This is a genomic window from Arthrobacter alpinus (assembly GCF_001445575.1).
In the GTDB taxonomy this organism is placed as follows: Bacteria; Actinomycetota; Actinomycetes; order Actinomycetales; family Micrococcaceae; genus Specibacter; species Specibacter alpinus_C.
Genome location: NZ_CP013200.1, coordinates 3,756,722 through 3,770,886, shown reverse-complemented (window position 1 = coordinate 3,770,886; position 14,165 = coordinate 3,756,722). Strand labels below are relative to the sequence as shown.

Below are 14,165 nucleotides of genomic sequence, written 5' to 3'. Positions count from 1 at the left end.
CTATCCACGCCCATGCACACCTATGCCTATATGCTGGTTCGAATGGATATGGATGCCTTCACCTCGGTGCACCGCCCGCAATGGGAACGGCTGAACACTCTTGCCCGGAAGCGGCGTCTAAGCGGGAATGAGGCAGATGAGCTGCTGCAGCTGTACCAAAGTGTCTCTGGGCATTTGTCGCTGATCCGCTCCGTGACGGCCGAGAGTGCGCTTTCCGCATCACTGTCAGCCATTCTGGCCAATGCCCGCACACGGTTCACGGGGGCCCGGAGCAACATCTTCGTAGACATTGCCCGGTTCTTTGTCATAGCTTTACCGGCTGCCTTTTACCGGATCCGCTGGCTGACGCTCATCATCGGGGCCGTGTTCATTGCCATCGCATCCCTTTTTGCCTTGTGGGTGACGGGGAACCCGGACGTCCAGGCGGCTTTGGGCACAGATGCGGAACTACAGCAGCTGGTCAACCACGATTTCGTGAACTATTACTCGGAAAATCCAGCCGCATCCTTTGCCGGCGCGGTCTGGACCAACAATGCCTGGATCGCCGCCCAATGCGTGGCTTTCGGCATCACCGGCGTCTTTGTGCCCTACCAAATCTTCATGAACGCCGAAAATGTGGGCATGACCGCCGGGGCCATGTTCGCCTACGGCAAGGGCGATGTCTTCTTCAGCTACATCCTCCCGCACGGGCTCATGGAGCTGACGGCCATCTTCATTGCGGCCGCGGCTGGCCTGCGCATTTTCTGGGCCTGGGTGAGCCCGGGGCCCCGCACGCGCCTGGATTCTTTGGCTCTCGAGGGCCGATCACTCATGACCGTGGCTCTGGGCTTGGTCCTGGTGCTGTTGGTCTCGGGGCTCGTGGAGGGCTTTGTTACGCCAAGCCCGCTCCCCGTCTGGGCCAAGATCACCATTGGCGCGCTCGTTCTGGCCGCCTACTGGGCCTACACCTTGATCTTGGGTGGCCGTGCCGTGCGTGCCGGTGAGCAGGGCGATCTTCACGAGGACGACGCCGGAGCCTGGCTCCGCTCAGCCTGAGCCGTTCGCCGTGGTCACTTTGGCTGACAATGACACCCGGGCGCTGCACTGTCAGATTCTCCATGCCCGTCCCGGTTCCGGCTTGACTGGGGCGATTCTGAATGTGAAACAGTGGCTGCTGCGATTTTCTCCAGCCACCGGACATCGAAACAGCAGATAAAGGGGGTGAGAGCCGCCATTTGCCTTCTTCTCAATTCCAATTGGCAGATAAAGGGGGTGCGAGCCTCTGGGACCCCGTTTACCTGCGATTTGGAATCACAGCCGGCTGCTGCACCCCCATTAGCTGCGGTTTCGATTGCAGCTCAGGCGTCGAATCCCTCCGGCCTGTGGATAACTCCGGGCAGCAAAGGAGACTATGAACCAGACTTTAGTCATGGTTGTACGTCCACCACTTCCCGGGACCCTGGCACGGCGCTCCTTCACTTACAAGGAAGGACTGGATGCCGGTGCCACGCTGAGCAGGTTGACGGCGCTGGACCTGACCATTCCCAGCAGGGAAGTGCGTGTGCCACGCGGACAACCGCAAAGTTTGCTCGAGCGCGTACACCCCTACACCGTTTTATGCCGTGAAAGCTGCGCATCCCATGTCACTGCCGCGCAACTGCACGGCATCCCGCTGCCGTGGTTTGACCATGAAATCAAGACCATTCACCTGACGCGGCCGGCAGGCTGTGCACAGCCGCGGCGCAAAAACGTGATTGGCCACAGCAATGCTTTGGCCTCCTGCGAGAGCATGCTCATCGAGGGCATCCCGGTAACTACTCCAGAACGGACATTCCTGGATCTCAGTGCCTTGCTGGGCCTGGACGATCTGGTGGCTGTGGCAGACTTCCTGATCTGCGAACACGACAGGCCCTTCGAACCGCCCAAACGCCCGATCATCTCGGCCGAGGACCTCCGGGCCTACGTGCTAAACAAGCACAACATCCGAGGTCTAGGGAAGGCCAAGGCCGCTCTGGAATTAATGCGCGTTGGCGTGGATTCGCCGCCGGAAACAAAGCTTCGCCTCCTGCTGCAGCGTGGTGGCTTGCCTGAGTTCACCACCAACTACGCTATCGCGGGCGATCCGGAGGTCTGGCCTGATTTGGCGTGGGGGGAGTACAAGACCAGCGGCCAGTACGAAGGTGAAATCCACAAGACCACGCAGAAACAGTTGTATGACCGGAACCGGGACGAGCGGACCGCCGTCCGCGGCTGGCTACAGGTCAAGGTTTACAACGCGGACATGCGCAGGGGTGAGGCCCATGTCGTTGAAATGTTCAAACAGGCGCTGCGCCAGCAGGGATGGCTGGGGTAGCCGGCCCGGCTGTGGGAATCGAATCAGCCGCTGTTTAAAAGGGGAGGGGACCTCCTGCCCCTTACAAGTTTCACGCCTGGGGTGAAGTATGGGGTCATGGGACTTGAAGCTGCACCCCGGGACATGGAGGGTCAGAGACCTCCTGTGCCCTCGGGGGTAGATTTTGTGCCCCCGTCGGTAGCTGATGGCACAAATCTGACTGCATTGGCCGCGAACGGTCATACGCCTCCGGCTCCACCGCACCCCTGGCGCCGATTCGTTGCGGTGGGGGATTCCTTCACAGAGGGACTGGACGATCCCGAGCCACGCAGCCCGGGCGAATACCGGGGCTGGGCAGACAGGGTGGCGGAAGAGCTGAGTACCGGAGTGCCTGATTTTGCCTATGCCAACTTGGCCGTCAGGGGGCAGCTGCTTCAGGAGGTCGTGGGTACCCAGATAACTCCAGCGCTTGCTCTCAACCCTGATCTGGTCTCCATCCAGGCCGGCGGAAACAACTTGCTGCATCCGGGGGCAGACCCGGACAAACTCGCGGCATTGCTTGAGAGTGCCGTTGTGCGCCTGCGCTCGCAAGGGGTGACAGTGGTGATTTTTGCTGGTCCCGACGCGGGCAGGTCCACCGTGATGGGTCAGTTCCGGACCAAGATTGCCATCTTCAACGAAAATATGCGCAGCATCGCCGAACACCACGACGCACTGATCGCGGATCTGTGGGCCATGACTCAACTGCACGATTCGCGCATGTGGAGCGTGGACCGGCTGCACCCCTCCGCCATGGGTCACCATGAGGTGGCCGCCATGGTGCTGAACACCCTTAATGTGCCACATTCACTGGTGCCACTGACGCCTAAACCACTCCCGGCGAAGAGCTGGCGCGAGGCAAGGGTGGGTGAGATCCTGTGGGCCCGGGATTACCTGGTGCCGTTTGTGTTGAGGGGCATTCGCCATGAGTCTCCAAACGGCGGCTTTGGGGCCAAGCGACCTGTTCCGGCACCACTCCACGCTGTTCCACTGACCACCCCGGCACCGATTTTTGGGAATCCGGTGCCACCACTGGTTGGACGAGGAAATGACCAAGAGGCCCATCCTAGATGACAGTTTGGCATCATCACGGGGTGGCAGCCGCCGGGCATGGCCGCGTGCCGGTATCGTTTCGACTTGTGAGCGAGAATTCAAAGCCCCAAGACTCAGAGACCCTCGATCAGCCGGCCAGCGAGCCGGCGCCCGCGGGTCCGGCACAGCACGGCCTTTTGGCGCGCGTACAGTCCGAGGCCGCTGCTGGCGCCGACGCTGCCGCGGCTGAAAAGGCGCGTGCTCGGCGGGCGGCGGCACCCGTTGCCGAGAGTTCCGTCTCCAAGATCAAACTGGAGGAATCGGCTCATCCGGAACCCATGCGTCCGGCCTCGAGGATGCCACGACTCCCCAGCGATGAGGAAATTGCCTCGGCATTGGCCAAGAGCGTTTCCGATGCTGAAACAGGAAAAGCAGCGGGAAAAACTGGCACAGTGAGCGTTGCCGAGCCAGCCGACGCCGCCGTAAATACGGAGTCTGCTGAGGACAGCGCAGCCATGCGTCCCTCTGCCGAGGAGCTGGCCAAGCGCAAGGCGGCCAGAGACAAGGCAGCGAACACCAAGCCGGTACTGCCGCGCGTGTTCCAGGTGTTGATTGCCGTGTTCTACCCGATCGTGCTGTTGGTGTTAGCCATCAGACTGGTCACCACTTCAACCTTCTTGTGGATTGAATACCACCGTCCGGGGTTCCCCTCTGACAGCTTTGGTTTCACCACTGACGATCGCATTACATACGGCTCCTACACGGTTGACTACCTGCTCAACTTTGCCTCGCCACGGTACTTGGGGGACCTGGTCAATTCGGCGGGTAATCCGCTGTTCCTGAGCAGGGAAGTAGTTCACATGGCCGATGTCAAGACCGTCATTGTCATGGCGTTCCTGACCGCGCTCGTGCTGGCGATCATCATGGTCATCGGTATGGTTTACCTTTCGCGCCGCAGCTTTGGCGGCAATCGCCGGGCCTTCTTCGCCGGCTCCATTGTCACCTTGGCGCTCATCATTGTCCTGGGCATCTTCGCAGTCACCGGGTGGGAAGCGTTCTTCACCGAGTTCCATAAGATCTTCTTCGCCAATGGGACGTGGACCTTCTACACCGACGACACCCTCATCCGGCTCTTCCCGAGTCAGTTCTGGATGGATTCTGGCATCTTCATAGGCGCCTTCGTCTTCGTGGTCTCATCTTTGACCTTGGCGTTCACGTGGCCCACTAAAGATCGGCGCGTGGCTGTGTCTGCCGCCATGCGTCCGGGCAGGCGCGCCGCTTAAGTTTTCACGCAGGGATTCACTGCGCTCAAGATTACTGATCATGCACGACGGCGGCCGGGTTGGCCGCCGTCGTTGTAGCGAGAGCAGTTCCGGCGAGAAACCGAAAACCGAGACACTGAGAGGCTTTTTTGCTCCTCCTTGGGGCATGTGTTTGAATGAAAATTGCATTTTATCTTTTTGCTGTGCTTCTTGGCAATGGGGAATAACCGAGAGTTTGGATAGTTTTGGAAGACGAGCAATTAGTAACCGTGGAGAAGTCTCTGGACGTACGGGACTATGTACGGGTTTTTAGGCAACATTGGTTGGGGGTTGTTGCGCTAACGCTCATCGGCATTCTGTGTAGTGCAGGATGGATTTTCCTGCAAAAGCCGGTTTATGCGGCCAATTCCATTGGGTATGTGTCCATACCCGGCGGCGACAATATGGGGTCTGCCTTGGCAGGGGACAACTTGGCCAAGTCCAAGGCCACCAGCTATGCCAGCTTTGGCAGCTCACGGCCTGTTGCCGAGTCCGTTATCAAGACTTTGAACTTAGATGTCAAACCTGATGTGCTGCTCCAGCAGATCACGGTGACATCGGCCAAGGACACTCCGGAAGTCAAGATTGTCGCGACGGCCCAGACCCCTCAAGAGGCACAGGCCCTTGCCAACGCCTGGGTTGTTGCCCTAGCGGAGCAGGTCAAGGTGCTCGAATCGACCACAGACGCAGGGCCGGAAGCTGGTGCTGAGTCGATCATCAAGGTGGTGCCCTTGGGCGACGCTCCGTTGCCGCTGGCTCCGACATCGCCGAACAAGAAGATGGCCTTAGTCATTGGAGCACTGGCCGGTCTCATTATTGGTATTGCTTACGCCTTGATCAGGAACCATTTGGATCGCAGGATCCGTTCAGTTGAGATGGTTGAAAAGGCTATTGGTACGGCCGTGGTGGGCACTATTCCTGTGGATGAGAGGATGCGCGACGGCCGCCGGGTGGTGGCTAATGCCGTCATTGATCACTCGTCTACGGAAGGCTATGCCATTTCCGAGGCGTTGCGTGAGCTGCGTACCAACCTCCATTACATGAACGTGGATAACCCGCCGCGCGTCATTGTCATCACGAGTTCCATTCCCAGCGAAGGTAAATCCACCATCGCAGCGAACCTGGCCGTCACCATTGCAGCAACAGGTCAAAAGGTTGTGCTCATCGATGGGGACCTGCGTCGGCCTGTTGTAGCTGACTTCTTTGGTCTTGCTGGCGGCGGTGGCCTGACAGATATTCTCAGCGGGCAGGCTGAACTTGATGATGTGTTGCAGGTTTATGGCCCCGTCCCCAGCCTGGCTGTCTTGGGTGCAGGGCGCATTCCGCCGAACCCCAGTGAGCTGCTGGGATCGTTGGCCATGAAGCGACTGCTGGAGCGCCTGTCCAAGGAAGCTGTTGTCCTCATCGATGCTCCTCCGCTGCTGCCCGTGACCGATGCCGCCATCTTGGCCCGGTCCACTGACGGTGCCCTCATCGTTGCCGGTGCCGGCAAAACCACCATTGACGAGCTGGAAAAGGCTGTCGCCACTCTGGCCAAGGTCAAGGCTCCCTTGCTTGGCGCAGTGCTGAACCGAGTTCCCACCACCGGTGGACAGGCTGCCGGGTACGGCTACTACGGCAAGGGCTACTACTACGGGCAAAACGATGCCGCAAAGGCTGGCAAGCGGAACCGAAAGACACAGGCGTCCACCCCGGCTCCGGAGGGCATCCAGCAAGGCGTGAACAATGGCGGACCTGGTGCAGGGAAGGAAATGAGCGCTGAACAAGAATTCGACTTGTTGCTGCATCCCGCAGACGGCCCCCCGACTCGCCGGATGACACGCCAGCGCTAAGTGTCTCTAGCAAGTGCAAGACAGGGCTGCGTCCTCGAGTCAGACGGAGACCCGTCGAGTCAGACGGAGAGCTCCGTCTGACTCGACGGCTCTCCGTCTGACTCGGCGAGCGAGCGAGCAGGCGGTCGGTGTGGGGCTCGGGTGCCAGGGCGCTTTGAGTCTGGTGCTGCGGGAACTGTGCAGGCCTACGCCTGGCTGCTGTACCAGCGCTCGAAGGCGAGGATTTCTTCCACGGCAGGCAAGATCTCCTCGACCATCTGTTGGTGAGTTGCCGTGTTCCTTCGGTACGGGTCCACAACATCGTCACCAGCCTCTGAAGGCCTCGACTCGCTACGGAACAGGGCTGCCAGGGCTGGCAGTTGCTCCCACCGTTGCTGGACTTGCTCGGGCAATCCGCCGCATATTACCTTGTCCGTGCCGGAGAGCCGGATGGTGCGAAGAATTCTGGCAAGCTCCACGATCGTGTACGTCCGCTTAAGCATGCGCGGGCTCATGCGGATGACGGCATCGCGGTGGGCCACTGTCATAGCCAGCACCAGATCAGATTCCGCGAGCAGCGGCGCGACCAGTTGGCGGGAGGCAAAGCCCTCACTCGATCCACCAAAAGAGGCCAGAAGGGCAGCAGACTCTTCTTCCATGCCGTCTCCCACCATGGCTCCCGTGCCAGCGCTGTGGACCAGGAACAAGCCAGGGTGCAGGCTTTCAAGTTCGGTCGCCAGCATTCTCTCGGCAAAAGGGGAGCGGCAGATATTGCCAGTGCACACGGTCAACAATCGGATCATCATTCGATCTTAGCGGTCTTGGCTATACTCATTGAGTCGAATTGAGTCGAATTGAGTCGAATTGGGTCGAAAGTGATGTGCAGCAACAAGGCACTATTCGTCCGCGTTGTGAGCGTTTTGGCGACTTCTTTTGCCGGGCCCAGCACCATTCATCACATCAAAGGAACAGTCTCCAGCATGGCAGAACCAGTGCAAGGTGCCCCCGGTGCACGTCGCCCCGAAATGACGGGCAAGTGGCGGGCCTTTAGGCGCAGTACCTACGGATCGTTGCTGCTCAACGTACTGGCAGCTGTGGTGGTCATTGTGCTGGTGCAGACTCTTTTTGTGAAGGTCTATTCAGTACCATCGGGATCCATGCAGGGCACCTTGTATAGCGGTGACAGGATGTTGGTTAATCGCACTGCCTATGCCGGTGGTGTCCCACCACGGGGCGATGTGGTGGTCTTCAGTGCTGACGAGGCATGGCTGGATGGTGCCCCGACGACGGGGAGCCCCGCCAAGGAAATGTTGCGCTACTTTGGCGACGTCAGCAGCATCGGACCGTCTCATGAAAAGTTCTTGGTCAAGCGAGTCATTGGCATTCCCGGAGACACCGTCGATTGCTGCAGTGCGGCCGGAACCCTGAGCGTTAACGGCGTGGCTCAGAAGGAACCCTACATTCAAGGCGATTTGTTGTTCGACGGCGTAGCGTCGAACTGTGCGAGCACCCCGAAAAGCAGGCGGTGTTTTGGGCCCGTCACTGTTCCGGAAGGAATGCTCTTGGTGCTGGGGGACAACCGGGGCAATTCCAAGGATTCCGTATTCGCCTGTCGCGGCGTCCCCGCCAACGATGATTGCGTGAAATTTGTCCCGGTGGAGAACGTCATCGGGCATGCCTTCATGAAGATTCTGCCGTGGAACCGGATAGGCAAGATCAGCTAGGCGTTTTCGAGCACTCCACGGGACAACAGCTCGGCCAAGGCCTCATCGATCAAGGCATCGGCGCTCGGGTGGCCGCCAATCACCTCGATCACCTTGCCCAAGATGGCTTCACGGGTGGTCCAGTCGCTGGCGAACTCCCAAACCAACGCGCCAAGCGGGCCCAGTTCCAGAACCTGGGAATCGATCAGCAACAGCACGGTGCCCTCCGCGTCGATGGCGTCCCGCACCGGGTGCGTCGCATCCCGGCACGCGCGTTAGCAGATTCAGGTGTAGTCTCCAACGCCATCCACTGTGCCGGGGTGCCAGCCTCAACCGGGCGAACCAGTTGTGGCAGTAGCGGGGCAATACTTGCGGCCTCGGAATAGCGGATCCGCTTGACGCCCCCACACGCTTGAACCATGGTGCACAATTGCACCAGCCCACGATCCAGCCGCGCCAGAGCCGAGAGTTGTGGGGTCAGTTCTACGATGGCCTGCGCCAGCGGTACGTCCTCAACAGAGGCAGAGGCAGAGGCAGAAACAGCATCAGCAGGCGCGCCGGCATCGTGGGGCGTCCGGCTCAAAATGGTGATGGCCGCTAGAACCGGGGCCGGCGGTGTGACGCCCAAAACGTGATGGTCGGGACCCTGTTGGAGTTTGGGGCGGCCGGGTTCGGGCTGCTTGACCGAGAGCGGCTTCGGGTAGGAAACAATGCCCAAATCCGAGCCCACGGCTATGGTTTCGTCGCTGACATAGCCCAGTCCCGGGCCCAGGGTTCGCGCCACGGTGGTCTTGCCAGTGCCTGACGGGGCAATGAAAGCCACGGTGGCCCCGGACAGTGGATCGGCCAGGCCACAGGCATGGAACATCATTCGCTGGCCGGCCAAAAGCTCAATGGCAGCCAGAGTGATGGCGGAGGTCAGAGATTCATTGGCCCGCGCAAAATCACCCGGAATCCTCCGTACCGAAGCTGCCGCAATGCTCTCTGGCAGCGCAAGGCAGCGGCTCCACGCCTGACGGAATTCGCTTGCCTCGGCCGCCGAAAGCCCTTCAACGCCAATCACCGAACCCAACGCTTCCACCAAGACGTGGTGCGATTCGTTCGCCAGAGGCACGGTTGCTGCGCTCGAGGCTGTCGGTGCGTGAGGAGACATGCAGGTCCTGTTCGTTGATGTCCGATGTGGACACAGAGGTTGGCGGAGGGTGCCGCATTCGAGCTTAGTCAGTGGCGTGGGTGTCACCAAAACCCTGCTGCTGCATGGCGGCAGAGACGTGCTTTCAAAGTAGTACGACGGCGGCCGGGCTGTCCGCCGTCGTCCGTGGGGAACGGAACAGGGGTGTCCTAGATCCAGCTCGGCAGCCACATATGTTGGCGCCAATATTCATGCGGGACGATCTCCGCTGCCCAGATCGGATAGAAGAAGGCGCTGATGGCCACTGTCAGGACCAGGAAGATTCCCACGATGATGGCACCTTGGGTTCGCCGCCACGGGGGATCGCCAATTTTGCCTAAGATCATGCCCAAGACCAGCACTATGGCCAGGATCATGAACGGTTCGTAGGCGATGGCGTAGAAGAAGAAGATGGTGCGCATCGGGTAGAAGAGCCAGGGCAGGAAGCCAGCTGCGAAGCCGACCAGGATGGCCCCTGCACGCCAGTCGCGCTTGGCTATCCAGACTCCGATGAGGAACAAGAGGGCCAAGGTACCTGCCCACCAGATGAGCGGATTGCCCACGCTGGTGATGGCGGCCGTGCACTTTTCAACCGCGCAACCGCCGTCCCCGTTTTCATAGTTTTTGACGTAGAAAGAGGTGGGGCGGCCCATGACCAGCCATGACCATGCGTTGGCTTTATATGGGTGGTCTGAGGCCAACCCGGTATGGAAGTTGTAGGCGGTGTAGTGGTAGTGCCACAGGGAGCGCAGGGAATCCGGGACCCAGCCCCATGTGGTGGACGGGTTCTCTTGCGCCCAATGCCTGTCGTAGGCGTCTGTGGAGCGGAACCAGCCGGTCCAGCTGGCCAGGTAGGTGGCGGTGGCCACGGGCACCATGGAGACGAACGCAACGATGCCGTCTTTCCAGACAGCGCCCATGACCCAGTACTTGATGCCGGCGATGCGCCGCGCGTTCATGTCCCACACCACACTCATCAACCCGAAGGCGGCCAGGAAGAACAAACCTGACCACTTGGTGCCAATGCACAGTCCCAGGGCCACGCCGGCAGCGATCCGCCACCAACGGATCCCCAGCCACGGGCCGTACAGCAGGGCTTTGCTCGGGAGCCGACCATCAGCGCCGGCGAGGGCCGACAGCTTTGCTGCCAGCCGCCGTCGTCCATCATCGCGGTCCATGATGAGTGCCCCAAAGGCGGCCAGGGCAAAGAACATGACAAAGATGTCCAGCAGCGAGGTGCGGGACTGAACAATGGCATGCCCGTCCACGGCGAAGAGCAGGCCGGCCACAGCGCCCAGAATGGTGGAGCGGAACATTTTCGCAGCGATCAGAGCCAGCAAGAAGATAGACAAGGTGCCCACCAGGGCTGCCGAGAACCGCCAACCGAAGGTGCTTTCCGGGCCAAAAACCCACATGCCAAACGCGATCATCCACTTGCCGACGGGCGGGTGCACCACGTACTCGGCGGTGTCCTCGATGCTGGTGAAGATGCCTTGGTTGAAGAGGTCGTTGGCCTTTTCTGCCCAGTTGCGCTCGTAGCCGCTTTGCAAATAGCTGTAGGCGTCCTTGATGTAGTAGGTCTCGTCAAAGACTAACGACGGCGGCTGGCCCAGACGCAGGAAGCGCAGGAGTCCGCCAACCAAGGCCGTCAGGATCGGGGCCATCCAAAACCAGACACGCAAGCTCACGGGTGTGGTGGCGAAGGAATACCGGCTCCCCAGGAGACGGGCACGCAGGGCTGCGCCGGTGAAGGCCTCGGCCGGATCGCGCAGCCAACGCCGCGCCGGAACGCTGGGCCTGGCCGCGTGGGAAGGGCCTGGCGAGCCGTTGCCCTCCGCCCGCGGGTCAGTGGCAGCGGTGGGATCCGGGGCCGCCGCAGCGGTATCCATAACGTGGGGTTGCACGGGGTCAATGCTACCCAAGTGTGCCCTGAAGCCGCGGAGCACTACGCTGGAGATATGGAAGATGACTTTGGCACAGATCCCGCACCCGCCGACAACGACTCGGACGTGGCCGAAGAAGCCCTCGATTCCAGCCTTGCCCCCCGGCCAAGCCCGGAGAGGGCTACATTATTTTAGCGGCAACCCCCATCGGCAATATGGGCGATGCCTCGGCCCGCCTCATTGCCTGGCTGGGCACGGCGGACATTGTTGCTGCCGAGGATACCCGCCGCCTGCACCGCCTCGTCACGAGCCTGGGCGTTAAAGTGGGCGGCCAGATCATTAGCTACCACGAGCACAATGAAGCCGTGAAGACCGCCGAGCTGCTGACCCAAGTACAAAGCGGCAAGACCTTGTTGATGGTCACCGATGCCGGCATGCCCTCCGTCTCCGATCCCGGGTTCCGGCTGGTTGCCGCTGCTGTTGAAGCCGGCGTGAAGGTCACCGCAGCCCCTGGCCCCTCCGCAGTCCTGACCGCCTTGGCACTGTCCGGGCTGCCCACGGATCGCTTTTGCTTTGAAGGATTCCTGCCGCGTAAGTCGGGGGAGCGGGCCTCGCGATTGCACGATCTGGCCGTGGAAAAGCGCACCATGGTGTTTTTTGAGGCTCCACACCGGCTCGAAGCCATGCTGCGCGCGCTGCACACCGCTTTTGGGCCGTCCCGTCAGGGGGCCGTCTGCCGCGAGCTGACCAAGACGTACGAAGAAGTGATCCGCAGGCCCTTGTCCGGGCTGCTGGAATGGGCCGAGGAAAGCCAGATTCGCGGTGAAATTGCCATTGTTGTCAGTGGCGCTCCAGCCGGTGACGCAGGAACTGTCGAAGACCACGTGGCGGCCGTTAACGAGCTGATGGGCCAGGGCATGCGGATGAAGGAAGCTGTCGCCGTTATTTCCCATGATGTGCACTTCAGCAAGCGTGAGCTGTACAGCGCCGTGCTGGCAGCACGCGGATAACTCCGTCTGGCTCGGGCGGGACGCATGCATTCAGCCCCCGCAAGTATTCAGGGAGCGGAGCGGCTGCGGCAGCCACAGCTGATGCGGCAGCCGCAGCCGCAGCCGCAGGGCAGCTGTACAAATGCACAGCGAAAACGGCGCGGGCAGTGCGTCCATGCGTAGACACTGTGGTTCATGGGGACCTACCGTGAATTACAACACGTTTCCCGCCGCACTGCCCCTGTAGACCATGGCTTCGCCCGAGGTCTGATGCCACCTGCAGGGGCTCCAGATTTGAGGAGTCTCCATGACTGTGAGCCCAACCGCCCAGCACACCAACGCCGAACCCACTAGCGCCGAGCAGGCCGAGCGCGAACGCGTCCTGCTGGCGAGCGTTCCCACGGGACTACTGATCAACGGTGAATGGCGGCCCGCGGCTTCCGGCAAGACCTTTACCGTGGAGGATCCGTCCACCGGAAAAGCGCTGCTGGAGATTGCCGACGCCGGTGCCGTAGACGGTGCCGCGGCCTTGGATGCCGCTGTGGCCGTGCAGGCGGAGTGGGCTGCGACTCCGGCACGTGAACGTGCCGAAATCCTGCGCCGCGGCTTTGACATGGTCACTGCCCGTGCCGATGACTTTGCCCTGCTCATGACCCTGGAAATGGGCAAGCCGCTCGCCGAAGCCCTGGGTGAGGTGAAATACGGTGCCGAGTTCTTGCGCTGGTTCTCCGAAGAGGCTACCCGCTCCTTTGGCCGCTACTCGGCCAATCCGGAGGGAACCGCCCAGATCCTGGTGCAGAAGAAGCCTGTTGGTCCCTGCCTGCTGATCACCCCGTGGAACTTCCCCCTTGCTATGGCAACCCGCAAGATCGCCCCGGCCATTGCCGCCGGTTGCACCATGGTGCTCAAGCCCGCCAACCTAACGCCGCTGACCAGCCAACTCTTCGCCCAAATCCTGATGGATGCGGGCCTGCCAGCCGGCGTGCTGAATGTTGTGGCAACCACCGACGCCGGTGGCGTGACGGGTCCGCTCATCCAGGATTCACGTCTGCGCAAGCTCTCCTTTACCGGCTCCACCCCCGTGGGAAAGCGTCTGTTGGCCGACGCCTCCGCCAACGTTCTGCGCACCTCCATGGAATTGGGCGGCAACGCCCCGTTCCTGGTCTTCGAAGATGCCGATCTGGACGCCGCCGTGGAAGGTGCCATGGCAGCCAAGCTGCGGAACATGGGCGAGGCGTGCACCGCCGCTAATCGCTTCCTGGTGCACGAATCCGTGGCCGACGAATTCGCCACCCGCTTTGCCGCCCGCATGGGTGAAATGACCACGGGCCGCGGCACCGATCCGGCCACCAAGGTGGGCCCGTTGATTGACGCCAAGAGCCGCGACAAGGTGCACTCGCTGGTCAGCGACGCCGTGGCCGACGGCGCCCGCGTCATCACCGGCGGTGCCCCCGCCGACGGTCCCGGCTACTTCTACCAACCCACGGTGCTGCAGGGTGTTGAGCCCGGCTCCCGCATCCTCACCGAGGAAATCTTTGGCCCGGTGGCCCCCATTGTCACGTTCAAAAACGAAGACGAGGCAGTAGCCCTGGCTAACGACACCGAATACGGTTTGGTGGCTTATATCTTTACCAAGGACCACAACCGCGGCCTGCGGATGGCCAACCGGATTGAGACAGGCATGCTGGGCTTGAATGCAGGCGTCATCTCCAATGCGGCGGCACCCTTCGGCGGGGTCAAGCAGTCCGGTCTGGGCCGCGAAGGCAGCGTCGAAGGCATCGAGGAGTACCTGTACACCCAGTACATCGGCTTCCCGAATCCCCATAACGGCTAGTTCCGCAGACCCGGCACCACTTTCCGGCGGTTTTTCGGCAACGCCGCATCACTTCCGGGGGTTTATTCCATTACGCTCCCTCTCTCTGTGC

General features: G+C 61.1%; 12 protein-coding genes. 8 read left to right on the top strand and 4 right to left on the bottom strand.

Annotated elements, in window-relative coordinates; translation table 11 throughout:
- Positions 1-42: 42 nt before the first annotated feature.
- From AS189_RS16730 to AS189_RS16710, 5 genes are all read left to right on the top strand, one after another.
- Positions 43-1,035 (top strand): stage II sporulation protein M, encoded by a 993-nt coding sequence (locus tag AS189_RS16730; RefSeq protein ID WP_193393492.1) that lies wholly within the window; start codon positions 43-45, stop codon positions 1,033-1,035.
- Positions 1,036-1,390: 355 nt separating this feature from the next.
- Positions 1,391-2,332, top strand: a complete 942-nt coding sequence (locus AS189_RS16725) for a hypothetical protein (RefSeq protein ID WP_062291429.1) — start codon at positions 1,391-1,393, stop codon at positions 2,330-2,332.
- Positions 2,333-2,428: 96 nt separating this feature from the next.
- Complete coding sequence (locus AS189_RS16720; protein WP_237759907.1) at positions 2,429-3,424, top strand: SGNH/GDSL hydrolase family protein; 996 nt, start codon at positions 2,429-2,431, stop codon at positions 3,422-3,424.
- Positions 3,425-3,489: 65 nt separating this feature from the next.
- Positions 3,490-4,665, top strand: a complete 1,176-nt coding sequence (locus AS189_RS16715) for a TIGR01906 family membrane protein (RefSeq protein ID WP_237759906.1) — start codon at positions 3,490-3,492, stop codon at positions 4,663-4,665.
- Positions 4,666-4,913: 248 nt separating this feature from the next.
- Positions 4,914-6,515, top strand: a complete 1,602-nt coding sequence (locus AS189_RS16710; RefSeq protein WP_337589231.1) for a polysaccharide biosynthesis tyrosine autokinase — start codon at positions 4,914-4,916, stop codon at positions 6,513-6,515.
- A 185-nt stretch (positions 6,516-6,700) separates the two neighbouring features.
- On the opposite strand, the gene AS189_RS16705 is transcribed toward AS189_RS16710, so the two are convergent.
- Positions 6,701-7,297 carry a low molecular weight phosphatase family protein gene (locus AS189_RS16705; protein ID WP_272946758.1) on the bottom strand — a complete coding sequence of 199 codons (597 nt, stop codon included), beginning with the start codon at positions 7,295-7,297 and terminating at the stop codon, positions 6,701-6,703.
- 177 nt (positions 7,298-7,474) lie between these two features.
- On the opposite strand from AS189_RS16705, the gene lepB reads away from it, so the two are divergent.
- The gene (gene lepB / locus AS189_RS16700) at positions 7,475-8,218 is read left to right on the top strand and encodes a signal peptidase I (RefSeq protein WP_160320860.1); all 744 of its coding nucleotides are present in this window, start codon (positions 7,475-7,477) and stop codon (positions 8,216-8,218) included.
- Here the strand turns inward: lepB and AS189_RS16695 are convergent.
- The 3 genes from AS189_RS16695 to AS189_RS16685 form a co-directional block, all read right to left on the bottom strand.
- Positions 8,215-8,415, bottom strand: coding sequence for a hypothetical protein (locus tag AS189_RS16695; RefSeq protein ID WP_062291414.1), 201 nt, complete (start codon positions 8,413-8,415; stop codon positions 8,215-8,217). The two genes, lepB and AS189_RS16695, sit on opposite strands and share 4 nt — an antisense overlap.
- Positions 8,403-9,350 carry a hypothetical protein gene (locus AS189_RS16690; RefSeq protein WP_062291411.1) on the bottom strand — a complete coding sequence of 316 codons (948 nt, stop codon included), beginning with the start codon at positions 9,348-9,350 and terminating at the stop codon, positions 8,403-8,405. The genes AS189_RS16695 and AS189_RS16690 overlap by 13 nt, the downstream gene beginning before the upstream one ends.
- A 188-nt stretch (positions 9,351-9,538) precedes the next feature.
- Positions 9,539-11,257 carry a phospholipid carrier-dependent glycosyltransferase gene (locus tag AS189_RS16685; RefSeq protein ID WP_082634400.1) on the bottom strand — a complete coding sequence of 573 codons (1,719 nt, stop codon included), beginning with the start codon at positions 11,255-11,257 and terminating at the stop codon, positions 9,539-9,541.
- Between the two features lie 209 nt (positions 11,258-11,466).
- Between AS189_RS16685 and rsmI the strand changes: the two genes are divergently transcribed.
- Together rsmI and AS189_RS16675 are read left to right on the top strand one after the other, a co-directional pair.
- A complete protein-coding gene (gene rsmI, locus AS189_RS16680; RefSeq protein WP_082634399.1) occupies positions 11,467-12,261 on the top strand; it encodes a 16S rRNA (cytidine(1402)-2'-O)-methyltransferase in 795 nt (264 codons plus the stop codon).
- A gap of 286 nt (positions 12,262-12,547) precedes the next feature.
- The gene (locus AS189_RS16675; protein ID WP_062291404.1) at positions 12,548-14,074 is read left to right on the top strand and encodes an NAD-dependent succinate-semialdehyde dehydrogenase; all 1,527 of its coding nucleotides are present in this window, start codon (positions 12,548-12,550) and stop codon (positions 14,072-14,074) included.
- Positions 14,075-14,165 lie beyond the last annotated feature (91 nt).

What these genes read in the sequence shown, in the direction of transcription:
- AS189_RS16730 (WP_193393492.1), top strand. Translation starts at nt 43, where the DNA reads ATGGATATGGATGCCTTCACCTCGGTGCACCGCCCGCAATGGGAACGG.
- AS189_RS16725 (WP_062291429.1), top strand. Translation starts at nt 1,391, where the DNA reads ATGAACCAGACTTTAGTCATGGTTGTACGTCCACCACTTCCCGGGACC.
- AS189_RS16720 (WP_237759907.1), top strand. Translation starts at nt 2,429, where the DNA reads ATGGGACTTGAAGCTGCACCCCGGGACATGGAGGGTCAGAGACCTCCT.
- AS189_RS16705 (WP_272946758.1), bottom strand. Translation starts at nt 7,297, where the DNA reads ATGATCCGATTGTTGACCGTGTGCACTGGCAATATCTGCCGCTCCCCT.
- lepB (WP_160320860.1), top strand. Translation starts at nt 7,475, where the DNA reads ATGGCAGAACCAGTGCAAGGTGCCCCCGGTGCACGTCGCCCCGAAATG.
- AS189_RS16690 (WP_062291411.1), bottom strand. Translation starts at nt 9,350, where the DNA reads ATGTCTCCTCACGCACCGACAGCCTCGAGCGCAGCAACCGTGCCTCTG.
- AS189_RS16685 (WP_082634400.1), bottom strand. Translation starts at nt 11,257, where the DNA reads ATGGATACCGCTGCGGCGGCCCCGGATCCCACCGCTGCCACTGACCCG.
- rsmI (WP_082634399.1), top strand. Translation starts at nt 11,467, where the DNA reads ATGGGCGATGCCTCGGCCCGCCTCATTGCCTGGCTGGGCACGGCGGAC.
- AS189_RS16675 (WP_062291404.1), top strand. Translation starts at nt 12,548, where the DNA reads ATGACTGTGAGCCCAACCGCCCAGCACACCAACGCCGAACCCACTAGC.